This window comes from Leptolyngbya sp. BL0902 (assembly GCF_016403105.1).
GTDB lineage: Bacteria > Cyanobacteriota > Cyanobacteriia > Phormidesmidales > Phormidesmidaceae > Nodosilinea.
The window spans coordinates 1,013,638-1,039,427 of the sequence record NZ_CP046155.1 but is presented as its reverse complement, the minus strand read 5'-3'; the positions used below and the strand labels follow the sequence as shown (position 1 = coordinate 1,039,427).

Sequence of the window (25,790 nt, the reverse complement as noted above, 5' to 3'; positions counted from 1 at the left end):
TAACTCACCGCTTGAGGCCAGCCCTCCAGGTAAGGTAGGTGTAGGCCGTTGATCAACCTGCGCCCCTAGCGCGGCCCTGGCAACCCAACCCAAGCAACAACAGCGGGCGATGGCCTACCCTAGAAGGGCAGAAAGGGCTGTGGTGCCCCACCTCCATTAACATCCCCAGGAAATATCGATGAAAGTTCTGATGGTTCTCACCTCCCACGATCAGCTTGGCAATACTGGGCAAAAGACCGGATTTTGGCTAGAGGAATTTGCCACACCCTACTACGTGTTCAAAGATGCCGGAGCCGAGATTACCCTGGCCTCGCCCCTGGGAGGACAGCCGCCCCTCGACCCCAAAAGCGATGCCCCCGATGCCCAAACCGAGGCCACAGAACGGTTCCGCCAAGACCCAGAGGCCCAGGTCGCCCTGGCCCATACGGTGGTGCTAGCCAGCCTATCCGCCGAAGACTACGATGCTGTGTTCTACCCCGGTGGCCACGGCCCACTGTGGGATTTGGCCGAGGATGCCCATTCCATTGCCCTAATTGAGGCATTCCATGGGGCGGGCAAGCCCGTGGGTGCGGTGTGCCACGCCCCCGCCACCCTGCGCCACCCCAAAGCTGCCGACGGATCGCCCCTAGTCCATAACAAGGCCGTCACCGGGTTTAGCAACAGCGAAGAGGAAGCCGTGGGCCTGACGGACGTTGTTCCATTTTTGGTAGAAGACATGCTCAAAAACAACGGCGGCACTTACTCTAAGGCCGACAATTGGCAGCCCTACGTGGTCAGCGATGGCCTGTTGGTGACTGGACAAAATCCCGCCTCATCTGAAGCCACCGCCCAGGCCGTTTTAAGCCTACTCCGCACCGCCTAGCCCATCAATACCGTCTAGCCCATCAATTCTCCATTTCCTCGTTGACGGGGAAACGGTTGAGCAAATCCTTGGCCTGACGGGCGGTGAGGCGCAGGTGGTCGGCCAAGTAGGGCGCATGGGGAATTTGGGACAGCACATCTAGGGTGCGGCGCAAAATGCGAACGATGTCGCCCTCATCCAGGCTGGTGTTGGCACAGAGCGTTACCCAGTCTTCCTCCAAGGCCCACTGCTCGACGATGGGTACCAGGTCATACTCCAGCCAAATCGGGGCATCGATACGGCGACGGTGCTGCTGCTGAAAGAGCTGGCGGCGCAGGTTGTGTAGGCCTCCGAGGGCTTCTTCCACCGCGCCGGAAAGCTTGTAGCGGCACCAGCTATCGGGCCGAGAGTTTTCTGTCACCAGGGCGGCAAAAGCGGTGGCAAATTGGGGTGTATCCAAATGGTCAAATTCCCCAGAAGCCAAGGCCATGGCCAGCCACAGTTCATTGTCACCCCGGATAGCGGCGGCCATTTCCCCCAGTTCCGTGGGGCGATTATCAGTATCGAGGGCACCGAAGTGCTTCAGGACATCCATAATGTCCAAAAATTCCTGCCAGTAGCGGCCCGTGTATTTGGCCAGTTTGTCGGTGCGGTCGGCCAGTTCGTCGCGCAGGTTTTGCAGGTATTTTTGCCGCTTTAGCAATCCGGTGGGGTTCTCCCACTGGCGGGCGGGGTGGTTTTCCAGGGCGATCTCCACCTGCTGCATCCGGTCGAGCTGGTCTTTCACTTCGGGGGCCAGTTCTTCCAGGGTGGGCGGCTGCACCATGCGAGCCACCACAGCGGCGGTGTCGGCATCCCCTCGGCGGTGCTGGCCGGGGGTGGGGGGCAAATCCGTGGGCGGCGCAAGGCGATCCACCGCTTGCAGGCGGGGAATATCGGCATGGAGACCCACCACATCCCCCGCTGTGACCACGTACCAATGGTTGTCGTGGGTGAGGCAGACCAGATAAGGAAACTGGCCCGACCCCTGCAACTTCGTTACCAGCACGGCGGGGACGGGTTGCGGCACGGGGATGTTCTTGCCCTTGAGGGAAAGCAGGGTTCCGGCGATGGCGAAGGGCACCATTTTGGCCACATCTTCGGACAGGACGGCGGCGGCCTGTTGTTGTAAGGTTTTCAGCAAGCGCCGCTCTTCCTTGATGCGTTCTTTCAGCTTGGCGTAGTCGGCGAGGATGGCCTCGTCCACGGTGTCGAGTTGGGCCTGGTTGTGGCCGATTTCCTTCTCCAGTCGGGCAATTTCCTCCTGCTGGGGTTGCAGGTGCAGGGTGGCGAGGTATTGCCCAAAGCTGCGCTCGATCAGGTCTTTGGCCTCGTCTAAACTATGGGTTTGCAGCAGGTTCAGCACCATGCCATAGCTGGGGGTGAACTGGCTGACCAGGGGATCCGGCCCGGAGGTGGCCAGGTGAACGGCCTCCCGGGATCCCTCAAAGGGGCTTTCCACGGTGACGACGTGCCCCTGCAAATCCATGCCCCGCCGTCCGGCCCGCCCCGCCATCTGCAAAAATTCCGACGCGGTGAGCAGCCGATGGCCCATGTCCGTCCGCTTCGACAGGCTGGAAATCACCGTGGTGCGGGCAGGCATGTTGATCCCCGCCGCCAGGGTTTCCGTGGCAAACACCACTTTAATCAGCCCTTCCTGGAACAGTTCTTCCACCAAGCCCTTCCACAGGGGCAAAATTCCGGCGTGGTGGGCGGCAATGCCGCGATACAGCGGCTCCACCTGTCCGGCCCGTCCGGCATCGGGGTTGTGGGCCAAAAAGGTGTCGATGCGTTCCTTCAGGCGGCGAGATTCCTCCTCATTCACCAAGGACAAACCGCTGACCTCATCCACGGCCTTGTCGCAACCCCGACGGCTGAAGATGAAGTAGATCGCAGGCAGCATATCTCGCTGCTGCAACTGCCCCACGGCAAAAGCGAGGCCCACCCGGTTTTGGTTGCGGCGACCGGGCTGGCGCTGGGGGGGGCGCTGCTTTTTGAGCTGGGGGTGCATTTTTTTGTTGCTGCTATCCAGCAGGGGCACTAGGCGCTTGGTGGTGCAGTAGTGAAATTCCAGCGGTACGGGCCGAAAGTCGGAATAGATCAGCTCCGTGGGGCCGTGGACTTGCTGGAGCCAGTCGGTGAGCTGGCCGCTGTTTTCCACCGTGGCGGAGAGGGCCAAAAGCTGAATTTCCGGCGGACAGTAGATGATCGATTCTTCCCAAACGGTGCCCCGCTGGCGGTCGTTCATGTAGTGGCACTCGTCGAGCACCACGGCCTCCACCTGTTGCAGGGTCGTCCCGGTTTCGCCGATGCGGGTGCCATAGAGCATATTGCGGAAAATTTCCGTGGTCATCACCACGATGGGCGCGTCCCGGTTGATGGAAATATCCCCGGTCAGCAGGCCCACCCGCTCTACGCCAAATTCTTCCCGAAAATCCCGCAGCTTTTGGTTCGACAGCGCCTTTAGCGGCGTGGTGTAGAACACCCGCTTGCCGTGGGCCAGGGCGCGATGGATGGCGTATTCCCCTACCAGGGTTTTTCCCGATCCCGTGGGCGCACAGACCACTACCGACTTCCCAGCATCCAGGGCCGCCACGGCCTGAAGCTGAAAGGGATCTAACGGAAAGGGAAACAGTTGGGCAAGATCAGGCACGGGGTGGGCACCAAAGGTAGGATATACGCCAAAAGGCCAGCGTCCCTATTTTAATGTGCCTGAGTCAAGGCGGCGGATCCTGGCCGTGGAAAGTATCACTGCTCTATGGGGCAACGGGGGAAAGAGGGGTATAGGTTAGCGGAAAATGCACACGGTTCCGGCCCAAAAGTCGGTGATTTCGGCGGCGGCGGTCGGGTCAGACAACAGCCCTGCCAGTTGGCCAGCGGCAAACTCGGTGCCGATGGTGCTCTCAAACACGGTGACAGTATAGGCTGCTTCCAAGTCCTCGCGGCTGGAACCCACCCCAATCCCGGCTAGGGTAGTGAACTGATCGCTGCCCGCCTCAGGTCGCACCGACCAGCCCACAAAGGTCTCATCATCGGCATTCAGCACCAAGCCCTCGGCCCACAGGGCACTGATGAAGGGATCGCCGGGGCATTCCTCGTTAGCGCTGACCGTTTCTGGGTTGCCCAATAGATTGCTCACCGCCGCTTGCACGGTGGCCATCTCTGTACCAAAGGGCAGCAGCGTGGTTGATCCGCTCTCTGTATCCACCAAAAATAGCCCTTCTCCGGTCAGGGCCAGGGCGGTCTCGGTGGGGGTCGCGAGATCTGGGGAAGCCGTGGGCGTGGGCTGCACACAGGCCGTCGCGAAGGACAGCGCCAAACCTGCGGCAAGGGCAGAACCTAGGGGCAAAGAAGTGAAGGTCATAGGAATTTGAAGAAGGGCTTTAACGTGATCATCAGCGCCAAACGTGAGGATTACGGATGTGACCTTGAATAGCTTGGGCGTCATAGCCCTGAAGCAATGTCTACCCAGGCGTTGGTTTGGTGGGCTTGGTGGGCGGCGTCCATCAGCCGTTGAGACAGCACGCCTTCCGCAATCGAGGGAGCCGTCGCTTGGCCTTGGTCGATGTCGTTGACCCAGTGGTTCACCACCCGCACAAAGGGGGCAATGCGGCCATCGGCGTAGGTCGTGGAAAAGGCCAGCCGTTCGGGAATCGTCAGTTCGGCCAGGGGTGCGCCGCCCTGACTGCCCCACAGCCGGAAGCCGTGGACATAGTCCGTCAAATTATCGCTGCCCAAAATGAGGGTGCCTTGGTCGCCGTAGATTTCCACCCAGTGGCCCCGTCCGGCGTAGGTGACGGAGCTAATCGCCACTTGGCAGGGGGCACCGCAGGCCAGATCCAGGGTGAGGCTACAGGTGTCGTCGGCATCCACGGGTTTGAGGGTGCCGCTGGCGGGGTCGGGCCGCTGGGGAATGGCGGTGCTGAGGCGGGCGCTGAGGCGGGCGATGGGGCCAAATAGCCAATTGATGTAGTCAAAACTGTGGGAGGCAAAGGCTCCGAGGGCACCGCCACCCAGGGCTTTTTGGGCGTACCAATTCCAGGGGCGATTCGCATCGGCACGTCCGGGCACCGTCCAGTCCACCTTCACAAAGCGCAGGTTGCCCACATAGCCCTCGGCCAACAATTCCGCCAAGTACTGCCATGCGGGCACAAAGCGGAACTCGAAATCGAGCGTCACCACCCGCTGGTGCTGCTGGGCCAGGGCTTGAATCTCCAACGCTTCAGCGACGTTGAGGGCCGTCGGTTTTTCGAGCAGAACGTGCTTTCCGGCCCGGAGGGCGGCGATGGCCATGCTGTGGTGCAAAAAGGGCGGCGTGGCCACAGTCACAGCCTGAACGTCGGGCAGGGCCAGCAGGGCATCCACACTATCGCAGGCGTGGGGAATGTGGTGAGCCGCCGCCACCGCCTGGGCCTGGGCCAAATCTCGGTGGTAAACGGCAACAACCTCGGTGCGATGGTGGGCCTGGAGGCCAGGAATATGAACCTTTTGCCCAAACCCAGTGCCCAAAACGCCAACGCCTAGTGTGGTTGCCATCGCTGTTTTTTCCTCAAATAACCGATCCCTAAAACCGACGTAATACCCCACTTCTTCCCTAGGGCGAGAAGGGGATGAGTCGTCGTGCAATTCCCTTTCAGAGGTCTATCCTACCAAGACCTGTTACAGGGCTCTAACCCAGTGTGCGGCTAGGGTTGGCGATCATCGTGCGGCAAGTCTCGTCAAGTTTTGGATCGTTGAAAATCCACCAGAGCAAAATATGGGTATCGAGTAGGTAGGTTATTCCCACTGTTGAAGTTCCTCTTCAGGGAGGGGTTCAAAGAAAGTATCGCTGAGTTGGCCAGAGAGAAGACCGGGGGTACGAGGCTGAGAAATCTCGCTGGCGAGGCCCAGACGAAAGTAGTGGATAAGGTCGAATAATTCTTCCAGCTTATCTTCGGGGATACCCTGGAGTTCTTGCATGATTTTTTGAATCAGCATAGGTGTCTTGCCTAGGGAGGTTGGTTTTATTGTAGCTATCCCATCCCTCACTCCACTGATAGGGTGGGCATTAGCATGATCTGGCTCGTATCTAGGGAATTTTGAGCCTGCTGAATTCGTGCCTTTCCCAAAGTGCGAATATCGTCTGTTTGGCTCATGCCACAATACCCTCTTCCAGGATGCTATGCACAAGGGGGCTGGCTTTGTGGGGGCTAGACTCGAATTGCTGGCGAGAATATTTGACGGTGGTAATGACTACGCCATGCTGAAAACCGATTTCCCAGGCAATATCGCTAAGCGTTCTCCAAGTGGTGCGGTCTAGTTCGTTTACCACAACACAAATATCAAAGTCTGAGTCGGGCTGAGCATCACCCCTGGCGCGTGAGCCAAAGGCTCAAATTTTTGCATCAGGAAATTGCTGGCGCACTTGAGCAGAAACTCTTGCAGGATTTGGTAATCGAGTACTTTCATGCTAGTTTCCATTGACGGAATGAAAGGCTTAGCGAAGATGGTGGATGATTTGGATATTTTGGAAGATGGGCTGCCGTTGGTGGGTAACAACGGTAAAAAAGTAGGTTTCCCCTGGGTTGTTTGCACGGCGATAGTGCATCTTGGAGAATGAGGATTTGGTGATCGATGATGTGTTTAAGGACTTTGGTGGTTGGGTTTCGCTTCATCCAAATCACTTATCACTTGCCGATTATTCATGATCATATACATAGCGAATAAGAAAAGGCTCAGAACTTTCAAGGCATTGACGAATATCCTGATCATTTGTGTTATCTATTGTAGGCAACTCTCTTTGATCTGCAGATAATTCGTAATTACCTCCTCCGAAAAACAGCGTTTCATAATCCTTTTGAATTAATTGAGCATTTCCGAAGCCGTTAATTCGATATACATTCTTTCCTTTTGGATCTTCAAAAATTGAAGCAATGCTACTGCCACGAGCTGTAGATCCAAGGAAACAGAATCTATCCCCCCTTTTAAAGAGAGTGATGTAACGCGAACCAGATTCATAATTTCCTACTTGCAAAGGCAGATTTTTTGGCTCCAAAAAACTTCTTATTTCATTCAGCCACCATGGAGATGTTCCTGCCACCAAGGCAGCCACCAGAATAGGATACACGACGAGCTCAGTTAATTTACTACTTTTCTTGTTGTCTTTCATTTTTGCTAATCAGAATTAATAACTATTGCCGTTAAACTGTCAGGGAAATATAGTTCTTGCCAATGATTTTAAGCTGGCAGAAGTATTTTCCATCTAATATCTAATTCTCTCTATTTTACCTTAGTCCTTTCAGGCTAGACATAAGCTTATTCTCCGTATGGTAAATCAATCTTTTCTGCCCTCAAGCGCCCTATTTTCACGCTTTCTAACGCGGCCTCTTTAGTAAATCTAGCCCATGTCATCAGCCCAGTGGTGTTTTTGCAGAGGGCTAGACAGTTCATATATTGTGCCTAACTTGTTCTAACAATTCAACCAATCTGGGCTTTAGTACTGGCAAATCCCGCTCGACTACTGCCCAAACCTCAGTCATATCCACACGCAGATAATCATGAATGAGCATGTCTCTAAACCCTGCCATCTGTCGCCAAGGCACATCATCATTCACTTTTCGCAACTCCATCGAGAGACGCTTAACAGCCTCCCCCATCACCTCAAAATTACGAATCACCGCATCCTGAACCATGCGATCACGCAAAAACACCTCCTTTCCACCCGCCACATACTGCTCAATTTGGCCAATGCACTCCACAATATTGCTCAGGTAAAGCTGATCCCTACTCATAGCGGTTTGGCATCCTGCAAAACGCTGTCTTTCATACACTCATGCAGCGTCCTAGGAGTTGCCACATCAACCCGACATTCCAGCAAATCTTCTAAAGCTTGCTTTAGGGCAATGCGATCTAACAAGCTATGCCCAGGCTGCATCTCTACCAAAAAATCCACATCACTGGTTAGGCCGCTCTCTCCACGGGCAACCGACCCAAATATTCGCACATCATAGGCACCGTACTGTTCGGCAATACTTAAAATGCGATTTCGTTGATGTTTCACCCGCTCAGCTAGCGGTGCTGCCTCTCGTGCCATGCGCTCACTCACAGTCGGCTATAGTTCCCCGTTTCCTGGCTTTCTGACGCCGCCTCTTCAGTAAATCTAGCCCAAGGAATCCAAAGGCGGCATGGGTAGTTGCATCGCCTGACCCAGATGGCCCATCCTACAATGGGACTTGCCCCGCCGTGTTCCTGGTGCGCTCCGATGAAGATTCCTGTGATTGGCAAACTGCGTCGTCCCTGGCTGTGGCTGGGGGGTGGCTTGGCGGCGCTGGTGGTGGCCGGGGGCGGGGTGGCTTGGTCGCTGGGGCGCAATCGTCCGGCCTACGACATTGCCGACTACACCACCGAAGCCAGCCTTCAGCCGATTACGGTGCGAATTTCCGCCAGCGGCACGGTGCGTCCGGTACAGACCGTGAACCTTAGCCCTAAGACGGCTGGGATTGTGGCGGAATTGTTTGTGGAGCAGGGGGATCGGGTGGTGCAGGGCCAGCCCATTGCCCGGATGGACAGTGCGGATTTGACGGCGCAGGTGGCGCAGAGTCGGGCGGCGGTGGCGGAAGCGGAGGCCAGCCTTCAGAATGTGCGGCGGGGCAGTCGTCCTCAGGAAATTGCCCAGGCCGAAGCCGCTGTCACCCAGGCCCAGGCCCAGGTGCGGGATAGTCAGGCGCGGTTAGATTTAGCCACGAGCGATCTGCAACGGACTCAGCGCTTGCAGCAGCAGGGGGCGGTGGCCCGGACGGAATTGGATAACGCCGAACGGGAACGGCGCAGCGCCCAGGCGGGGGTAGACCAAGCCCAGGCCCGATTGCGAGAAGCCCAGGAGCGGGCGGATGATCTGCGGAACCTGCCGGAACCCGAAGCCATTGCCCAGGCTGAAGCCCGGTTGGCCCAGGCCCAGGCCCAGTTGCAATCCGCCCTGGTGCGGCTAGAGGATACCCTAATTCGTGCCCCCTTTAGCGCCACCGTTACCCAGCGCTTTGCCGGAGTGGGAGCCTTTGTGACGCCGACGACCACCGCCTCCGATGCCTCCTCCGCGTCCTCCACCGCCATTGTGGCCCTGGCCCAGGATTTGGAGGTGTTGGCGGAGGTGCCCGAAGCGGACATCAGCCTGCTTGAGGTGGGGCAGCGGGTGGAGGTGGTGGCCGATGCCTTCCCCGACGAAACCTTTGCCGGACGGGTGAAGCTGGTGGCCCCGGAGGCGATTAGTCGTCTGAATGTCACCCTGTTTCAGGTGCGAATTGAGCTAGAGGAGGGCAAGGAGCAGTTGCGGTCTAACATGAATGTAGATGTGGCCTTCATTGGCGACCAACTGGCGGAGGCGCTGGTGGTGCCCACGGTGGCGGTGGTGACACAGGCGGGGCAAACGGGGGTGTTGGTGCCGGGAAGCCGTCGCGATATTCTGTTTCAACCTGTGACCCTTGGCCCCCAGGTGGGCGATCAAATTCAAGTCACCAACGGCCTACAGGCGGGCGACCCCGTCTTTGTGGATCTGCCCCCCGGTCAGTCCCTCAATTCCATCACGGTGCGCCAGGAGCGCTAACCCCATGGCCAAGGCCGATCCCCACCGCGTCAAGCTCTCCCAGCTTCGCGCCCTCGTCACCATTGCCGATACGGGTTCCTTCAGCGAAGCCGCCTTGCAGATGGACTTGTCCCAATCCGCCGTCAGCCATGCCATCGCCACCCTAGAGGACGAACTGGGGGTGATTTTGCTCAGCCGTAGCCGCCACGGGGCCGTCCTCACCCCGGTCGGTCAGCAGATTACCGAGGAAGCCCGTCTGGTGCTGCAATCCCTGCAAAACCTGTGCCACCAGGCCGATTTGGCCAAAGGCTTGCAAAGTGGCGAAGTGCGTCTAGCCGCCTTTCGTAGCGTGGCCACCCACATTTTGCCGGAGGTGATCCGCCAATTTCGGGAGCAGTATCCCCACATTCCCATCGCCATTGACGAAAAATCCCACTACGAAATGGTGGAAGACGCCGTGCGCCAGGGCCACGCCGATGTGGGCTTTACCTACCTGCCCACCAAAGCCGACTTTGAAAGCTGGGAACTGCTGCGGGATCGCTACCTGGTGCTGCTGCCCCCTACTCCCGCCCCTGTGGCCAGCCCCCTCAGTTGGGCCGACCTCGCCGCCTATCCCCTGATTTTGCCCCCCAGCGACGATGGGGATCGTCAACATTTAGAAGGACTGCTGCGCCGCCAGGGCCAAACCCTCAAACCTGCCTACGCCGTCCGGGAAGACTCCACCATCCTCGGCATGGTAGAGCGGGGCCTAGGGGCCACCATCATGGCCCACCTGGCCGCCCAGCCTATTCCGCCCCACCTGCAAGTGGCCGAATTGCCGATTCCCCTAGAGCGCACCATCGGCGTGATTATCCTGAAAGATGCTCTGCTGCCGCCCCCGGTCTATGCCTTTTTAGATCGACTGAAAACCGTGTGGCCCCTCTGCCCCCACGGTACAGGGACAAAACTTGAGCTGGGGAGATGAACGCTTGGCTGGTCGCAAGCTGACAGCACGGGGCATTCAGAGTATTTTCAGGTAGGGTTAGCGCCACGAATATACTCTACAGTCTGACCTTTTGGGAATCGGGGCTAGGGGATTCGGACTTGGTATCCATATCTTTGTGATGCTAGGTTCTGATTGCACGGGTTTAGCCCACAGGCTGCATCCACAGGCCCTAGACAGCTAAAGCGAGAGGATTCTCAGAGCCCCGGCCACACAAAGATTACGGGGAACGAGAAAGCGAGAATGATTAGGTGGAGAAACCCGTGTACCCTCACCCCAGTTGCTCTGCCAGAGCGAGAGGAACTTAGGGTGAGGGTTGCTAAGGGCTAAGTTGATCGCCATGCCGCCCTGGGGCGGAACGGTGGTTAGCTGGCTGCCGCCGTGGCTAGGATTTTCTCGGTGAGTTTTTCCGGCACGGGGTCGAGGTGGTCGTAGGCCCACTTAAAGAAGCCCACGCCCATGGTGAGGGAGCGCAGTTCCAAGATCATGGTCTGCATTTCGGCTTGGGGCACATAGCCCGTCACCACATCCCAACCGGGCCAGTCGGCTTTGCCCTCGTAGCCGAGGATTTGGCCGCGCCGACCGCTGACCAGCTTCAGCACGTTGGAGGTGTAGAGGCTGGGGACGGAGATTTCCACCTGGGCGATGGGCTCCAGCAGGGTGGGGCCACCGATGGGGAGGCCCTCGGTCATGGCAAGGCGGGCGGCTTGGCGGAAGGCATTATCGGAGCTATCCACCGTATGGTAGGAGCCGTTGGTGAGGGTAACGGCCACATCCACCACCGGATAGCCCAGGGGGCCACGGTTGAGGAATTCCCGCACGCCGTTTTCCACGCTGGGGATGTATTGCTTGGGCACCACACCGCCGACGATGGTGTCGTTGAAGGCAAAGCCCTCGCCCCTGGGTAGCGGTTTGATGGACAGGTACACATCGCCAAATTGCCCGTGGCCGCCGCTTTGGTGCTTGTAGCGCCCGTGGACGGTTTCCACCGATTGCCGAATGGTTTCCTTGTAGGGCACCTGGGGTAGATGGGTGGTCATGGGCAGGTTGTACTTGCGGCCTAGGCGATCAATGGCCAAATTCAGGTGCACATCCCCTTGGCCCCAGAGGATGACCTCGTGGGTGTCGCCGTGCTGTTCCCAGGCCAGGGAGGGATCTTCCTCCAGCAGCTTGCCGATGGCGGCGCTGAGTTTCACCTCGTCACTGCGTTTTTCGGGGGTGACGGCTAGGGCATACACCGGGTCGATGGCGGGTGCTTTGGGTAGGGGCTCAACGGTGTTGCCGTTGGTGGTGAGGGTATCCCCGGTCTTGGCATTTTCCAATCGAGCGATGGCCACGATCTGACCCGCCTGGGCTACGGAGAGGCTGTTCTGCTGGGTGCCCATCAGGTCATAGAGACCGCCCATGCGTTCGCCGTTGAGGCCGTCGCCGTCGCGCAGTTCCCCCCGCCACAGCCGCACCAGGGAAAGCTTGCCGCCCTGGGGGGTGTAGTAGGTTTTGAGCACCTGGGCCAGGGGCGCATCCCCCGCCTGAATGCCGCGATTTTCGCAGGTGGCGTCGGGTTCTGGGGCTTCCTTCACCAGGGCATCCAGCAAGGGCCGCACGCCGTAGTCGCTGGCGGCCACGCCGATGAACACGGGCACGATTAAATCCGCCCCCAGTTCCATCTTCAGGTCTTTGACGATTTCTTCCTCTGGCGGCGCGATTTCCTCCAGCAGTTCCTCCAGCAGGTGATCGTCATAGTCGGCCAAGGCTTCCAGCATTTCCGTGCGGGCGGCTTGCTCCTCCGCCTGAAGCGAGGGTGGCAGAGGGACTGGATCCGCTGGGGCACCGGGGTGATAGTGGTAGGCTTGCTCGGTTACGAGGTCAATAAAGCCCACCAGGTCGTGATTTTGGCGAATGGGATATTGTTGCGGAATCACCGGACGGGCAGAAATTTGGCGCAGCGAGGCCAACACATCGGCAAAGGTACCATTGGCCCGATCCAATTTGTTAATCCAAATTAGGTGGGGAATTTCCCAAGTATCTAAAAATTGCAGCAGCGGTGAGAGGGTCAAAACTTTGTTGGGATCGGCTTCGCAAACGACGATAGCGGCATCAACCCCGATCAACGCATTCCAGGTTTCCTGCTGAAGTTCCACCGAACCTGGACAGTCTAAAAACGTAAAACGAATGCCGCCGTACTCGGTACTAGCGGCATTGAGTTCCACCGTCATTTTGCGATTGCGGGCTTCGGGAGTGCTGTCTCCAACAGTGTTGCCTTCCTCGATACTCCCCTTGCGGGTGGTGGCTCCGGTGACAGAAAGAATACTTTCTAAGAGCGTGGTTTTACCGCTAGAATAAGCACCGACAATGCCAACATTACGCAAACCTGAAGAAAGGACATTTTGGGTCATCACTAACTCCTTGCCATCCCTTGATGGCCTATCGAGTAAACCCCAAAACTAGGGCTAGACAGGTATTTTTATGAAGCGACTTCACCCTGTCCTCTTTTAGAGTAGCGTGACCCCAAAATCCTACCCGGTTTCGTTCTAGAAAATTTATCTATTGAAGTTTTGTGGGGGATGTTTTCAAACTGTAACGAATGGCCGTGGCAAAAATCACTCCTTAGGCTAGAGAGAAGTGTCCTGGGGGCTGAGGAGGCTGAACCAGCTCGCTTTTGCCCCCAGACGGCTTGGGCCTACAGTTGGCCGCAATCAGCGATGACCACAGGCTGGGAGGTTTGGCCGCTGCGGCTGCCCACCTGCTCCATGGTTTCTACCACATCCATACCTTCTACCACGCTGCCAAAGACGACGTGCTTGCCATCAAGCCAGGGGGTGGCCACGGTGGTGAGGAAGAACTGGGATCCGTTGGTGTTGGGGCCAGCGTTGGCCATGCTCAGCAGGCCGGGGCCAGTGTGCTTGAGGGTGAAGTTTTCATCGGCAAATTTCATTCCATAGATGGACTCGCCCCCGGTGCCGTTGCCACGGGTGAAGTCGCCCCCCTGGCACATAAATTCAGGAATAATCCGGTGGAAGCTGGAGCCCTTGAAATGCAGGGCTTTACCAGAGGTGCCCATGCCCTTTTCTCCGGTGCACAGGGCTCGGAAATTTTCGGCGGTTTTGGGCGCAACATCGGCCCGCAGTTCCATCACAATGCGGCCCGCTGGGGTACCGCCAATGGTGATATCAAAGAAAACCTTGGGATTGGTAGATTCGGTCATGGGTGAGTTCAAAACCAGGAATAAAGGACAATGGATGGCCAATGCAACGGCGTAGACAAAAGGCCTAGGGCCACACGCCTCAAGCCGCCCTTGACCGAGCCACAGGATCGGCATTGTGCCGTTGTAGACAAGACCCCTGTTATACCAAGTTCAGGGTCAAAAGGGCAAAGGCTGTCTTGCCTGCTAGGCCCCGGTCAAGGGTGGATTAGCGCGACGTCGTAGCTACGGTACAAAACACCGGGTCGAGCCTTGGGATGCTCCCAAAAGGACTGGCGGTGGTGGCTAGGGCACTAGGGATCTGAACGATGCCCAGGCGCTAGCTGCCAGAACGTCGCACATTCAGGCAGCACCATTCTTGACGTCGCCAGAGGGTCGCCACCACCCAGCCATGCTGTTCTAGGGTGTCGGCCACCAGTTTGGATTGATCTAGCAGAATGCCGCTGAGGATGCCCCAGCCGTCGGGGGTGACGAGGGTGTGGAGTTGGGGAATTAAGTCCATAATCACCTCCGCCAGAATGTTGCACACCACGCCATCCACGGGGGCGTCAATGGCTTGGGCGAGGGCCTCAAGACCGCCGTGGAGAATGGGCATCTCGTCGGCGGTCAGGTGGTTAATGTCGCGGTTGCCAGCGGCAGAGTGGACAGCTAAATCATCAATATCTGCCGCATAGACCTTTTTGGCCCCCAACAGCAGCGCCCCAATGGATAAAATGCCCGACCCACAGCCAATATCGGCAATGGTGATGTTGGGAGAGCCGTAGGTGAGCCGCATTTCGAGGGACTCTAGGCAAAGCTGGGTGGTGGGGTGTGCGCCCGTGCCAAAGGCCACGCCGGGGTCTAGCCGCAGCACGATGCGCTGGTTGTCGTCGGGGGGTTCTAGCCAAGCCGGGGTAATCAGAAAGCGATCCCCAATCGGTTCGGGCCGCCAGTGCTCCTTCCAGCTCTTTGACCAGTCTTCCTCGTCAATCAGGTTCCAGGTAACACGGGGCACCGCCAAGTCGCTGCACAGGGCATCTTGTTTGACAAACAAAGCCAGGGCCGAGAGATCCAGCAATTCCAGCCGATGCTGGGGAAAGTAGGCTTGGACAAGGCTCGCCGACCCTCGCCGCTGGGTTGAGGTGCCCTGACTGCCAAAGTTATCGAACCGCCAGAAAATGTCATCCTCCAGGGCCGGATCACACAGAACTTGAACTTCCCACCAGCTATTGCCCAACGCCATGATCACCGTACTTTGCCTAGGTTGTTTCACCCCGGATCATATAGCAAAAGATCCTCGCGGCCCTCACCCCCAGCTCCTCTCCCGCGAGGAGAGGGGAGCCGGAAGATCCTTCAAAGTCCCTCTCCCAATGTGGGAAAGGGATTTAGGGTGAGGGCTGGATCGTGGCAAAAGAGTGCGTTTGTGATCTACTGAGGCTACCCAGCGATGAACCCTCTAGAGATTGACGGTATAGGCGTCGCGGATGCCGTCTACCTTGATGATTTCCTCCAGAATGCCTTCGGGCAGAGGATCATCCAGGCTCAGCACCATCACCGCATCGCCGCGCACAATTTTGCGGCCCACCTGCATACTGGCGATGTTGACGTTGAAGCTGCCCAGCAGGGAGCCAATTTTGCCGATAATCCCCGGCATATCGCGGTGCAGGGTAAACAGCATGTGCCGGGTGGGGGGCACGTTGATGGGGAAATCGTCGATGTCGGTGACGCGGATTTCGCTGCCGCCCAGCAGCACCCCGGTGGTGGAATGCTCGCCCAGGCTACCCTTGGCCTTGAGGTTGAGGGCTCCGGCATAGTCGCGGCTGTCTTCGTCGCGGGTTTCGATCACGTGGATGCCCCGTTCCTTGGCTTCGATGCTGGCGTTGACGTAGTTCACCCGCTCTTGTAGGGCATGGGAGAGCAGACCCTTGAGGGCCGCAATCACGATGGGCTTGCTGTCGCCGCTGGCAATGTCGCCCTGGATGCTGACCGTCAACTCTTCCACGCGCCCTCCGGCCAGTTGGCTGACCAGATTGCCCAGGGTTTCCGCCAGTTGCAGGTAGGGGCCGAGTTTTTCCAGCACCTCAGGCCGCAGACCGGGAATGTTCACCGCCGAGCGGGCGGGTAGACCCAGCAGCACATCGCGAATTTGCTCGGCCACGTCGATGGCCACGTTCACCTGGGCTTCTTCGGTGGAGGCTCCCAGGTGAGGGGTCAGGATCACGTTTTTGCCCAGATCCCGCAGTTCCGATTCACCCAACGGTTCCGAGGCATACACATCCAGGGCCGCGCCGCCGATGACGCCATCCCGCAGGGCTTGGGCCAGATCCGCTTCGTTGATGATGCCGCCCCGCGCACAGTTGATGATCCGCGCCGTGGGCTTCATGGTAGCCAGGGTTTCGGCGTTGATCAGGTTGGCGGTTTCGGGGGTTTTTGGGATGTGCAGGGTAATGTAGTCGGCCTCGCGGAAGAGGAAATCCAGTTCCACCAGACGGCAACCCAACTGTTCAGCCCGGTCGGCGGAAATGAAGGGGTCATAGGCCAGCAGTTTCATGCCCATGGCGCGGGCTACGGTGGCGACGTGGGAGCCGATTTTGCCCAGACCCACTACGCCGAGGGTCTTTTTGTAGACCTCCACCCCGGTAAAGTCCTTGCGCTTCCATTCGCCCGATTTCACCGAGGCATCGGCGCTGGGAATATAGCGCGACAGGGACATCATCATGGCCAGGGCATGCTCGGCGGCGGCGATGGTGTTGCCCTCCGGCGAGTTGACCACCACAATGCCGCGACGGGTGGCTTCGGGCACGTCCACGTTATCGACGCCAACCCCGGCCCGACCAATGATTTTGAGGTTGTTCCCAGCCTCGATCACCGCCTTGGTGACGCGGGTGCCAGAGCGAATCATCAGCGCATCGTAGTCGCCAATGACGTTGACCAATTCCTCCGGGGACAGGCTGGTGTTTACATCCACCTGCGCCACCTGGGAAAGAATGTCAATACCTACCTGATCGATGGGGTCGGAAACGAGAACCTTGGGCATGGGTCGGCCATAAAAATGTCACAGGGATCTACTTTACTGCAAAGGGGGATGGGCAGAGGACGATACCAGCGATGGATTGGGCCGTTGCCACAGATCGCAGCCACCGTGAGGAAGCCTTGCCCAATCAGGCTTTGGCGATGCGGGCTAGGGACTATCGTCTTGATCCAACACCTGAAACACGTCCACCAGCACCACATTGGAGAACAGAAAACCTTCGGGATCACTGAGGCGAATGCGCTGCACGTTGTCCCAACGGTCGCCCTCCATCACCACCCAACCCGCTTGAATGTGAGGTTCTAACGCCGCATAAAGCTTGTCCCAAGTGGCCGCATCACACAGCGACCGCACCTCATCGCCGCCGATGCCCTCCGCCAACCGAAGCCCCACCATCAGGCGATCTAACAACTGCTCCAGGGCGGGCGTGGGAGATTCCTCGTAAACGCTGCCCGATGCCTGAAAATCCTTCACCCATTCGCCATAGGTGGCCAAGGTGCGGGGCCGACTAACCCGCTGATGCTGCGTATAGCTCGTCGCCCCCAACCCAAAGCCGTAGTAGGGCTGGTTGCGCCAATAGGTGAGATTGTGCCGACAACGGTGCCCCGGTTTGGCGTAATTCGAGACCTCATAATGCTCGTAGCCCTGGGCGGTGAGATGGCACTGGGCGGTGCGATACATCGCCGTCGTTTGCTGATCCGTCGGCAGAGGCGCATCCCCCGGCTGGTAGCGCTTGGCAAACACCGTCTGCGGCTCTACCGTGAGGTCATACACCGATAGATGATGTGGCCCTAGGTCAACGGCCTTTTCCAGCCCCGCTTCCCAAATGTCCATCGTCAAATGGGGCAGGCCCGAAATCAAATCCAAACTCCAGTTGGGCATGGCGACGTGGTGCAGCCAGTCCACGGTTTGATGCACATCCGCCACCCGATGGTAGCGGCCACAGCTTTCTAAAATCGCGTCATCCAACGCCTGCACCCCCAGGCTAATGCGGTTCACCCCCACCGCCAGGTAGCCCTTCAGGTGATCCAAATCAAAGGTGCCGGGATCCATTTCCATGGAAATTTCCGCCCCTGGATCAATCCCAAACCGCTGATTCAACACCGCCAAAATCCGCTCCACCTGAGCCACCGACAGCAGTGAAGGCGTACCCCCGCCAAAAAACACCGTTTGCAGCGATGCCCCCAGATTTGCCCCCAAGTTCGGCGTAGCCTGAATTTCCCTACACAGGGTTTCCACATAACCTTCCACAGACAGCGACGTTTCGCCCCTGCGCTGGTTGCCCAACACCGAAATGGGGAAATCGCAATAAAAACACCGCCGCCGACAAAAGGGAATGTGGACGTAGGCCGAACGAGGAGCAGGAATCATGGGGCTGAGGAGCAACACGCAGAAGGATCTACTTATATGTTGCCTGTCATGGTTGAGCTTCACCATGCTGCCGCTGAACCTGTGATCGGTTAAGCACCCAAGAGGCTGGCAACGCAAGGGTTGATGCTGCCGGGGAACTGTAGAGCCTTCGGAGAGGCCATCGGAGCCTGGGAGCTAAGGCAGATTCTAGGGGGAAATTTATTTTTGTAACGTGTTGCTTACTGCAAAAAAGTGGGCACTCTGAAGTCAGCGAAAGGGAGAGAAAAATTTTGCTAAAGCAAATAGGAGACAGTTGGCAGTTCGAGAGTGAAGCACTGTTAGAAGATTTCTTTCGGGCAAGTCTTCAGGAAATATTAGGGCTAAAAGTTTTAAGTCAGCAACACTATATCAGCGGACAGATTTGTGATTTGATTGCAGCCTCTCCGTCTGGAGAGCTTTCAATTATTGAGCTAAAAAATTGTGAAGATCGCTATATTGTTCAGCAGTTAACTCGTTATTTTGATGTTGTTGTACAAGAACAGCCTTTCCAAGAAGTTGTTGACTACTCTAAACCCATCAAGTTGATTGCTGTCACTCCAGGCTTTCACCGTGATAACTGGACAGATCGAAAATATAATCAACTAAATATCGAATTCTTTGAATATCAAGTCTCTCAAAGACAAGGCAAGTTTATCTTTATTCTGAAAGACCAAGATACGAGCAGCACTTGGGAAGCAATAATTCCCTACCAAAAGCCACAAGTTCCCAATGAAATTCCTGCGTTGCCTAGGGGTTTGCTCAATATGCTGGCTAAATCTCCTGATGAAGATCGTCAAGGAGTTATGGCATTCAGGGAAATTCTTTTAAGATATGACAATAGAATGCAAGAAATACCGCTTGGCAGCAGCATCGTCTATGGCAAGGGTAAATCTAAACTCTGTGCTGAACTGAAATATGATTCCATGCGAGCCAGAGTTGCCTTACTGCTTTGGTTGCCCTACAAAGCCACGCCATATCAAAAGAGAGACAAAATAACTCGTTTGCGTTTGTGGACAGACTGGAAGACAGTTTCTGCGCTTGCACACACACCAAAACTTTTGGGGCGCACCATTAGCATTGAAGAATGGGATTCGGGGGAATTTCAGCCGATTAAGAAGCTTTTGCCCACAGTAAATTTTATGCTAGATGCCTATTACAATCGACCTGGTGCTAAGGAGAAGCATATTAAATTTCAAGGTCAAAATTATAGAAACGCACATCACTCATCAGGTCTTGCTATGACCTTTGAGATGTATAAAAAACTTACCAATCAACCATACTTGTCTAATGAGTTGTCCACTATCATCAACTTGGCCTTAGACCAGTGGAAGCGTCGGCTATAGGGCACCCTTTTGAGCCTGAAGTGCTGTCCATGGGAACCGTCCAACACCTTATTGCCACCTCATGAGTTTGAGGAGTGATGACAGCGTTGCTTACCCGCTATAGACGTGCTGTTGGGTGATCAACCCCACTTCACAATGGCGGAACCCCAGGTTAGACCAGCCCCAAAGCCAGCGGTGGCGATGGTGTCGCCCGGTTTGATTTTGCCAGCACGAACCGCTTCATCCAGGGCTAAGGGCACCGAGGCAGCGGAGGTATTGCCGTGGTGGGCCATGTTGCTAATCACCCGTTCGCTGGGCACCTTCAGCCGTTGGGCCACGGCATCGAGGATGCGTTGGTTGGCTTGGTGCATCACCAGCCAGTCGATATCAGCGGTGGTGAGGTTGGCCCGGAACAGAGCTTTTTCGATCACTTCCGGGACGCGGCTGACGGCGAATTTGTAGACCTCGCGCCCGTTCATGGTGATGGGGGTAAAGGTGCCCTGCTGCACGGTGGTGCCGTCGGTGAGGGGTTGCGATTGGGCCTGGTAGGGCAGACGCAGGGCGCTGTTCATGGAGCCATCGCTGCAAAGCTCAAAGCCCAGCAGGTTGTCTTGTTCGCTGGCTTTCAAAACCACGGCCCCAGCCCCATCGCCAAAGAGGACGCAGGTGGTGCGGTCGCTCCAGTCTGTCCAGCGAGAGAGTACATCGGCCCCAACCACCAGCACCGTCTGGAAGGCTCCGGTACGGATATATTGCGCCGCTGTCACCAGGGCAAACACAAAGCCGGAACAGGCGGCTGTGAGATCAAAGGCTACGGCACGGGTTGCGCCCAGTTCGGCCTGCACCTGGCAGGCGCTGCCAAAGAGATCATCCGGGGTGGAGGTGGCCAGCAGAATCATGTCTACCGATTCTGGGGATACCTGGGCCATCCCTAGGGCGGCGCGTCCGGCTTGGGCAGCGAGGGACGCCAGGGAATCCTCTGATGTGGCGAGATGGCGTTCGCGGATGCCCGTGCGGGTGCTGATCCACTCGTCGGTGGTGTCTACAACCTGGCTGAGGGCGTCATTGGTGAGCGTCTCCGGTAGGCGGGCTGAACCACTGCCGACCAGAGCGACACCGGGCATAAACTGTTCCACAAGCTATTCTCCGTCTGCGGCGGGCATGGCCACCCGCTGATATTGGGCCTGAATGCGGTCTAAGACTTGGTTATCAACGGCTTCCTTGGCCAATCGCACGGCATTGAACACTGAGGGAGCCTGGGAACTGCCGTGGCTAATCACCGTGACCCCGGCCACGCCCAGCAGCAAGCCGCCGCCGTGTTCGGCATGGTCTACCCGTTGCTTAATCCGGCGCAGGTTGGGCTTGAGGATGGCGGTGCCGATTTTGCCGCGAATGCCCTGGGGCAGCTCTTCCCGCAGAATTTGCAGCACCGACTCGCCCACGGCCTCGGCAAACTTCAGCAGCACGTTGCCCACAAAGCCGTCGCACACGACAACATCAAACTGGCCAGAGAGAATATCGCGCCCCTCGGCATTGCCCGCAAAGGGAATGTTGGGGTTATCTTGCAAAAGCTGGTGCGCCTGGAGGGAAAGCTCGTCGCCCTTGCTGGGTTCTTCGCCAATATTGATCAGGCCCACGTTGGGATGCTCTACGCCCAGCACGTAGCGGGAGTAGATGGTGCCCATCATGGCGAACTGTTCGAGGTACTTGGGCCGACAGTCTACGTTGGCCCCCACGTCCAGAATCAGCACGGATTTGTTGGCGATCACCGTCGGGAACACCGCCCCAATCGCCGGACGGTCAATGCCCTTTAGCCGTCCCAACCGCAGCAACGCCGCCGCCATCGCCGCCCCAGAGTGCCCCGCCGAAACCACCGCATCGGCCCGCTTCTGCTTCACCATGTCCATCGCCACGTTGATGGAGGCTTGGGGCTTGCGGCGCAGGGCGCTGAGGGGTTCCTCGTGCATTTCAATGGTGCCTTCGGCGGCCACCAGTTCAATTCCCTGGAGGTGTTCGGGATTGGCAACGGAGGCGCGAATTTGATCCAGATCGCCCACCAGGAGCACATCCACATCCAGTTCGGCCTTGGCTCTAATGGCCCCTGCTACGATTTCTCCAGGGGCATAGTCGCCCCCCATTGCGTCAATGGCAATTCGTGCCCGGTTGAGCCCCATCTGCTGCATCTCAAAAACCTTAGGAAATTCTAGCAGACTACCTACCCTACCAAGATCTGGGATGGGGCATGGCCGCGACGGCATCAGGTATCCATGTCTAACTCATGGGCACAATGGGAACAAGTCAAAGCAGCACGGGAATTACCCTGGCGCTAGGCATCGGTCATAATTAGGACATCACTCATCTGAGTTTGGGTTAAGCTCGGTAGCCCTCATCTCTGGCGGCCCTCACCCTAAATCCCTCTCCCCACGGGATCGGGACTTTGCTTCCTTCTAGCTCCCCTCTCCCCATGGGAGAGGGGCTGGGGGTGAGGGCCGATGTGTCAGCCGGAATCAAGCTTTCACTTTCCTGATCGCCAAGCCATGAACATGACCCTCGACGAACTGCGTACTCACTTGCTGGCGCTGACCCCAGCGGAGAAGACAGAAATCGTCCATTTGCTGGTGCAAAGTTTGGGCAATAGCTGGCCAGGGATTGAAAAAGTGTCCGGCGTGGTCGGGGGAGATGCTTGCCTGGTGGGGACTCGCATTCCGGTGTGGGATTTGGTGCAGTACCGCCATTTGGGGGCCTCCGATGCCAAGATTCTAGAAGCCTATCCCCAACTCACCGCCACCCATCTAGCCCAAGCCTGGAGCTATGCCGAGGCCCATCCAGAGGAAATTCAGCGCGCCATCGAGCAAAATGAGGCGGCATAGAGGTGATTCGTCGGTAAGCGTCCTTGTCCGCAGTTTCCCTCAGTCGTGGATGAACGCCAGCATCACCACTTCGCCGTTGCCGCGACGAGCCGCCATCCATAGCCCCTGTAGAACCTCAGAATCACCGATGCGATATACGCGAAAGTCCTGCACCTCCGGGGCATCAAAGGCGGCGGACAAAACTGCTGCGGTGCGCGGGTTGGGCTGGACGGATCGACTATCGGTTTGATCATCAAAGACGATGGCGATTTCCAACCTATCCAGCAGATGATCATCGTAATCGACACCCCCCGCCCTGGTGGCATCCCTTAGATCACGAAAGAAATCTGCCGGAACGCCCACGGGTCGCTGATAGATGCATTGCCACGTATTCCGCCAGTGGGGCTTGGTAGACCAGTCTGCCGCGTTCGCGAAATACTGGTATTGCCGCAGGGCCACGGTCTCTAACCCGTCTTCTAGCCCGTCCTCCCCCGCTGAAGCGTTCTCCGGCTCCAGCCGATCATAAAACACCGCCGTACCCCAGGCCCGCTGCTTAGGAGGGCCATAGATCTCAACTAGGTCTAGGACGTACTGGGGCAGTGATGATGGGAGACTCATCTGGCTTATCCTTTGGTCGCTCACCCTGGAGATGAGCCGTCAAGGTAGCTGCTAACCCTACTCTTCCCCAGGTTCCACAATCCGCTGGAACAGGTAGCCTGTGCCCCGTGCGGTGAGGATTAGTTCGGGGTTGCTGGGGTCATCTTCTAGCTTGGCCCGTAGGCGGGAAATGTGGACATCCACCACGCGGGTATCCACATGGCGTTCGGGGGTGTAGCCCCACACCTCTTGCAGAATTTCGGAGCGGGAGAAGGGTTCCCCGGAACGGCTGACCAGCAGTTCTAGCAGGCTAAATTCCATGCCCGTGAGCCGAATCCGCTCGTCGCCTTTGTAGACCTGGCGTTTGTTGGTGTCGATGCGGATGGTGTTGACGGAAATGACGCCAGAGCTAGGAATGCCGGACATCCCGGTTTTGTCCACCCGGCGCAGCACGGAGCGAATGCGGGCCTCTAGCTCCTTGGGGGAGAAGGGCTTGACCACATAGTCGTCGGCACCCAGTTCTAGGCCTGTGATCCGGTCGGCCACGTCGCCTAGGGCGGTGAGCATGATGATGGGAATGTCGGACTCTTTGCGGAGTTCCTGGCAGACGCCGTAGCCGTCCAGTTTGGGCATCATCACGTCCAGCACCACCAGGTCGGGGATTTCCTTGCGGAAGGTGTCGAGGGCTTCTTCCCCATCGGCGGCGGTGACGACATCGTAGCCAATCATGGACAGGCGGGTTTCGAGGATGCGGCGAATGCTGGCCTCATCATCGACAACGAGAATTTTTTCTTTGTTGCTTTCCAAGGTTCTTCAGGCTCCCTACATAACGCCCTATTCTATAAAGAAATCCAACGATTAATTCGTTATTTTGCCAGGTTTGTGACGCTGTGCTTCACAACTGGGTCAATCTGTGGAGCGGGCGATCCCCCCTTGCCGTCCTCCCAAAGCCTAGCGCCCAGGGCGTCCATCTATAATCGCTATTAATCCATGATGAATAAGCGTAACAGCGTTATTTCAAGGTTTTTTAAGGTTTATTGCTTTAAATCAGGGCGGTGACGATGCCTAAATCCCGGTCGATCTTTGTCTGCAACGAGTGCGGGGCCGAGTCCTCTCAGTACTATGGCCGCTGCCCGGTGTGCGGGAGCTGGAACTCCCTGGTGGAGCAGGCACTCCCCGCCAAGGAATCCGCCTCAGCCCGATTGCCGGGGGTCTCCCGTGGACGCAGTGCCGCCACATCCACCAAAACGACCCAACAGCCCCGTTTGGCGCTGACCCTCAACCAAATCGAAGACCATCCCCAAATGCGCCTGCCCTCCGGCTATGGGGAACTAGATCGGGTGCTGGGGGGCGGTATTGTGCCCGGTTCTCTGGTGCTGCTGGGGGGCGATCCGGGGATTGGCAAATCGACCTTGCTTTTACAGGTGGCGAACCAGTTGGCGATGCGACAGCGGGTGCTGTATGTGTGCGCGGAGGAATCGGGGCAGCAGGTGAAGTTGCGCTGGCAGCGGTTGGGGCAGGGAGAATCGGGGGGCGGGAGTCGGGAGTCAGGGGGGAAGGCAAAAGGCAAAAGGCAAAAGGCAAAAGGGGGAGAAGATTGGGATGAGTCCGAAGATTCGGGCTTGGAGGAAGTCTCTGGGGGTAAAGGGCAGTTGTATTTGCTGCCAGAGATTGATTTAGAGACAATTTTGATGGAATTGGAGTCGCTGCGGCCCACGGTGGCGATTATTGACAGTATTCAGGCGCTTTACTACGCTACACTCACCTCGGCTCCGGGGTCGGTGTCCCAGGTGCGGGAATGTACTTCGGCGCTGATGCAGTTGGCCAAACGGGCGAATATTTCTCTATTTATTGTCGGTCACGTCACCAAGGAGGGCGCGATTGCTGGCCCCAAGGTGCTGGAGCATTTGGTAGATACGGTGCTGTACTTCGAGGGGGATCGCTTTGCCAGCCATCGCCTGCTGCGGTCGGTGAAAAACCGCTTTGGAGCCACCCACGAACTGGGCGTCTTTGAAATGGTGGATCGAGGGCTGGCGGAAATCAGCAACCCCTCGGCCCTGTTTTTGGGCAATCGAGATGAGCAGGTGCCCGGAATTGCCACCATCGTCGCCTGCGAGGGCACACGCCCCCTGGTTGTAGAATTGCAGTCCCTCGTTAGCCCCACCAGCTACAGTTCGCCGCGTCGGTCTACCACGGGGATTGAGTTCAATCGGCTGCTGCAAATTCTGGCGGTACTGGAAAAGCGGGTGGGCATTCCCCTCTCCAAACTCGATGCCTATGTGGCCTCCTCCGGTGGGCTGACCGTTGCAGAACCCGCCGCCGACTTGGGCGTGGCCATTTCCGTAGTAGCCAGCTTCCGGGATCGCCTAGTAGATCCCGAACTCGTCCTCATCGGCGAAGTCGGTCTCGGCGGACAGGTGCGTCCCATTTCCCAGTTGGAATTGCGCCTCAAGGAAGCCGTCAAGCTCGGTTTCAAAAAAGCCATCGTCCCCAAAGGCCAAAACGTAAAAGTAGATGGCCTCACCATTGTGGAAGTGTCGCGAGTGGTGGATGCTATCGCCCATGCGCTGAAGGGATGACAGGATTCAGGTAGGGGCGCGGTCTCCTCGCCCTAGAGATTCAGGTAGGGGCGCGATCCCCTCGCCCTAGGGAATTGGGGAACGGTGAGGGGTCGGGTGGTTTAGAATATGAAGAATCATGAATTGCGGAGGTATCGCCATGTCCCCCACCGTTGAAATCTACACCTGGACGTATTGCCCCTTCTGCATTCGCGCCAAGGCGTTGCTAGATCGCAAGGGCATCGAATACACCGAATACTGCATCGATGGCGATGAAACGGCCCGCAGCGAAATGGCCAAACGCGCCAATGGTCGTCGCTCGGTACCCCAAGTGTTCATCAACAATCACCACGTCGGCGGCTGTGATGACCTCCATGCCCTCAATGCCCAGGGCGGGATTGAACCCCTGCTAGAAGCGGCCCCTGCGGTTTAGTAAACCCTTAG

Annotated in this window: 26 protein-coding genes; 8 read left to right on the top strand and 18 right to left on the bottom strand. The window is 57.5% G+C overall.

Annotated elements, in window-relative coordinates; translation table 11 throughout:
- Nucleotides 1–178 precede the first annotated feature (178 nt).
- Nucleotides 179–862, top strand: a complete 684-nt coding sequence (locus GFS31_RS04700) for a type 1 glutamine amidotransferase domain-containing protein (protein ID WP_198807096.1) — start codon at nucleotides 179–181, stop codon at nucleotides 860–862.
- A 22-nt stretch (nucleotides 863–884) separates the two neighbouring features.
- Here the strand turns inward: GFS31_RS04700 and GFS31_RS04695 are convergent, their stop codons facing one another.
- The 6 genes from GFS31_RS04695 to GFS31_RS20925 all read right to left on the bottom strand — a co-directional run bounded on the left by GFS31_RS04695 (nucleotide 885) and on the right by GFS31_RS20925 (nucleotide 6,328).
- Nucleotides 885–3,533 carry a DEAD/DEAH box helicase gene (locus tag GFS31_RS04695; RefSeq protein WP_198807095.1) on the bottom strand — a complete coding sequence of 883 codons (2,649 nt, stop codon included), beginning with the start codon at nucleotides 3,531–3,533 and terminating at the stop codon, nucleotides 885–887.
- A gap of 135 nt (nucleotides 3,534–3,668) precedes the next feature.
- Nucleotides 3,669–4,244 (bottom strand): hypothetical protein, encoded by a 576-nt coding sequence (locus GFS31_RS04690; RefSeq protein ID WP_198807094.1) that lies wholly within the window; start codon nucleotides 4,242–4,244, stop codon nucleotides 3,669–3,671.
- Between the two features lie 80 nt (nucleotides 4,245–4,324).
- Nucleotides 4,325–5,416: a Gfo/Idh/MocA family protein gene (locus GFS31_RS04685; protein WP_198807093.1), complete on the bottom strand. Its 1,092-nt coding sequence runs from the start codon at nucleotides 5,414–5,416 to the stop codon at nucleotides 4,325–4,327.
- Nucleotides 5,417–5,656: 240 nt separating this feature from the next.
- Entirely contained in the window at nucleotides 5,657–5,857 is a 201-nt protein-coding gene (locus GFS31_RS04680) for a hypothetical protein (protein WP_198807092.1), read from the bottom strand.
- 154 nt (nucleotides 5,858–6,011) lie between these two features.
- Nucleotides 6,012–6,191 carry a hypothetical protein gene (locus tag GFS31_RS04675; RefSeq protein WP_225907564.1) on the bottom strand — a complete coding sequence of 60 codons (180 nt, stop codon included), beginning with the start codon at nucleotides 6,189–6,191 and terminating at the stop codon, nucleotides 6,012–6,014.
- Nucleotides 6,185–6,328, bottom strand: coding sequence for a hypothetical protein (locus GFS31_RS20925; RefSeq protein WP_225907563.1), 144 nt, complete (start codon nucleotides 6,326–6,328; stop codon nucleotides 6,185–6,187). Before GFS31_RS20925 ends, GFS31_RS04675 begins: the two co-directional genes overlap by 7 nt.
- On the opposite strand from GFS31_RS20925, the gene GFS31_RS04670 reads away from it, so the two are divergent.
- On the top strand, nucleotides 6,327–6,479 hold the full coding sequence (locus tag GFS31_RS04670; RefSeq protein WP_198807091.1) for a hypothetical protein: 153 nt from the start codon (nucleotides 6,327–6,329) through the stop codon (nucleotides 6,477–6,479). The two genes, GFS31_RS20925 and GFS31_RS04670, sit on opposite strands and share 2 nt — an antisense overlap.
- Nucleotides 6,480–6,557: 78 nt before the next feature.
- On the opposite strand, the gene GFS31_RS04665 is transcribed toward GFS31_RS04670, so the two are convergent.
- The 3 genes from GFS31_RS04665 to GFS31_RS04655 form a co-directional block, all read right to left on the bottom strand.
- Nucleotides 6,558–7,028, bottom strand: coding sequence for a hypothetical protein (locus tag GFS31_RS04665; protein WP_198807090.1), 471 nt, complete (start codon nucleotides 7,026–7,028; stop codon nucleotides 6,558–6,560).
- 277 nt (nucleotides 7,029–7,305) lie between these two features.
- Nucleotides 7,306–7,650 (bottom strand): DUF86 domain-containing protein, encoded by a 345-nt coding sequence (locus tag GFS31_RS04660; RefSeq protein WP_198807089.1) that lies wholly within the window; start codon nucleotides 7,648–7,650, stop codon nucleotides 7,306–7,308.
- Nucleotides 7,647–7,952: a nucleotidyltransferase family protein gene (locus GFS31_RS04655; protein ID WP_198807088.1), complete on the bottom strand. Its 306-nt coding sequence runs from the start codon at nucleotides 7,950–7,952 to the stop codon at nucleotides 7,647–7,649. Before GFS31_RS04655 ends, GFS31_RS04660 begins: the two co-directional genes overlap by 4 nt.
- A gap of 168 nt (nucleotides 7,953–8,120) precedes the next feature.
- Here GFS31_RS04655 and GFS31_RS04650 point away from each other — a divergent pair, with 168 nt between their 5' ends.
- Together GFS31_RS04650 and GFS31_RS04645 are read left to right on the top strand one after the other, a co-directional pair.
- Complete coding sequence (locus tag GFS31_RS04650; protein ID WP_198807087.1) at nucleotides 8,121–9,458, top strand: efflux RND transporter periplasmic adaptor subunit; 1,338 nt, start codon at nucleotides 8,121–8,123, stop codon at nucleotides 9,456–9,458.
- Nucleotides 9,459–9,462: 4 nt separating this feature from the next.
- Nucleotides 9,463–10,401, top strand: coding sequence for a LysR family transcriptional regulator (locus GFS31_RS04645; RefSeq protein WP_198807086.1), 939 nt, complete (start codon nucleotides 9,463–9,465; stop codon nucleotides 10,399–10,401).
- Between the two features lie 383 nt (nucleotides 10,402–10,784).
- On the opposite strand, the gene GFS31_RS04640 is transcribed toward GFS31_RS04645, so the two are convergent.
- The 5 genes from GFS31_RS04640 to hemW form a co-directional block, all read right to left on the bottom strand.
- Nucleotides 10,785–12,815 (bottom strand): elongation factor G, encoded by a 2,031-nt coding sequence (locus GFS31_RS04640; RefSeq protein WP_198807085.1) that lies wholly within the window; start codon nucleotides 12,813–12,815, stop codon nucleotides 10,785–10,787.
- Nucleotides 12,816–13,099: 284 nt separating this feature from the next.
- Nucleotides 13,100–13,624, bottom strand: a complete 525-nt coding sequence (locus GFS31_RS04635) for a peptidylprolyl isomerase (protein WP_198807084.1) — start codon at nucleotides 13,622–13,624, stop codon at nucleotides 13,100–13,102.
- Between the two features lie 316 nt (nucleotides 13,625–13,940).
- Nucleotides 13,941–14,873, bottom strand: a complete 933-nt coding sequence (prmA, locus tag GFS31_RS04630) for a 50S ribosomal protein L11 methyltransferase (protein ID WP_317135075.1) — start codon at nucleotides 14,871–14,873, stop codon at nucleotides 13,941–13,943.
- A gap of 183 nt (nucleotides 14,874–15,056) precedes the next feature.
- Nucleotides 15,057–16,637, bottom strand: coding sequence for a phosphoglycerate dehydrogenase (gene serA / locus GFS31_RS04625; RefSeq protein WP_198807083.1), 1,581 nt, complete (start codon nucleotides 16,635–16,637; stop codon nucleotides 15,057–15,059).
- 144 nt (nucleotides 16,638–16,781) lie between these two features.
- Nucleotides 16,782–18,002, bottom strand: coding sequence for a radical SAM family heme chaperone HemW (gene hemW, locus GFS31_RS04620; RefSeq protein WP_198807082.1), 1,221 nt, complete (start codon nucleotides 18,000–18,002; stop codon nucleotides 16,782–16,784).
- A gap of 269 nt (nucleotides 18,003–18,271) precedes the next feature.
- Between hemW and GFS31_RS04615 the strand changes: the two genes are divergently transcribed.
- Nucleotides 18,272–19,363 (top strand): hypothetical protein, encoded by a 1,092-nt coding sequence (locus GFS31_RS04615; protein ID WP_198807081.1) that lies wholly within the window; start codon nucleotides 18,272–18,274, stop codon nucleotides 19,361–19,363.
- A 119-nt stretch (nucleotides 19,364–19,482) separates the two neighbouring features.
- Here the strand turns inward: GFS31_RS04615 and GFS31_RS04610 are convergent, their stop codons facing one another.
- Both GFS31_RS04610 and plsX read right to left on the bottom strand, forming a co-directional pair.
- On the bottom strand, nucleotides 19,483–20,466 hold the full coding sequence (locus GFS31_RS04610) for a beta-ketoacyl-ACP synthase III (protein WP_198807080.1): 984 nt from the start codon (nucleotides 20,464–20,466) through the stop codon (nucleotides 19,483–19,485).
- 15 nt (nucleotides 20,467–20,481) lie between these two features.
- Nucleotides 20,482–21,516 carry a phosphate acyltransferase PlsX gene (gene plsX, locus GFS31_RS04605; RefSeq protein WP_198808037.1) on the bottom strand — a complete coding sequence of 345 codons (1,035 nt, stop codon included), beginning with the start codon at nucleotides 21,514–21,516 and terminating at the stop codon, nucleotides 20,482–20,484.
- A gap of 318 nt (nucleotides 21,517–21,834) precedes the next feature.
- Here plsX and GFS31_RS04600 point away from each other — a divergent pair, with 318 nt between their 5' ends.
- Nucleotides 21,835–22,212, top strand: coding sequence for a DUF433 domain-containing protein (locus GFS31_RS04600; RefSeq protein WP_263974902.1), 378 nt, complete (start codon nucleotides 21,835–21,837; stop codon nucleotides 22,210–22,212).
- Between the two features lie 39 nt (nucleotides 22,213–22,251).
- On the opposite strand, the gene GFS31_RS04595 is transcribed toward GFS31_RS04600, so the two are convergent.
- Both GFS31_RS04595 and rpaB read right to left on the bottom strand, forming a co-directional pair.
- Nucleotides 22,252–22,809 (bottom strand): hypothetical protein, encoded by a 558-nt coding sequence (locus tag GFS31_RS04595; protein ID WP_198807079.1) that lies wholly within the window; start codon nucleotides 22,807–22,809, stop codon nucleotides 22,252–22,254.
- A gap of 57 nt (nucleotides 22,810–22,866) precedes the next feature.
- Nucleotides 22,867–23,595, bottom strand: coding sequence for a response regulator transcription factor RpaB (rpaB, locus tag GFS31_RS04590; RefSeq protein ID WP_190494548.1), 729 nt, complete (start codon nucleotides 23,593–23,595; stop codon nucleotides 22,867–22,869).
- Nucleotides 23,596–23,849: 254 nt separating this feature from the next.
- Here rpaB and radA point away from each other — a divergent pair, with 254 nt between their 5' ends.
- Both radA and grxC read left to right on the top strand, forming a co-directional pair.
- Complete coding sequence (gene radA / locus GFS31_RS04585; protein WP_198808035.1) at nucleotides 23,850–25,367, top strand: DNA repair protein RadA; 1,518 nt, start codon at nucleotides 23,850–23,852, stop codon at nucleotides 25,365–25,367.
- A 139-nt stretch (nucleotides 25,368–25,506) separates the two neighbouring features.
- Nucleotides 25,507–25,779 carry a glutaredoxin 3 gene (gene grxC / locus GFS31_RS04580; protein ID WP_198807078.1) on the top strand — a complete coding sequence of 91 codons (273 nt, stop codon included), beginning with the start codon at nucleotides 25,507–25,509 and terminating at the stop codon, nucleotides 25,777–25,779.
- The last annotated feature ends 11 nt before the right edge of the window (nucleotides 25,780–25,790 follow it).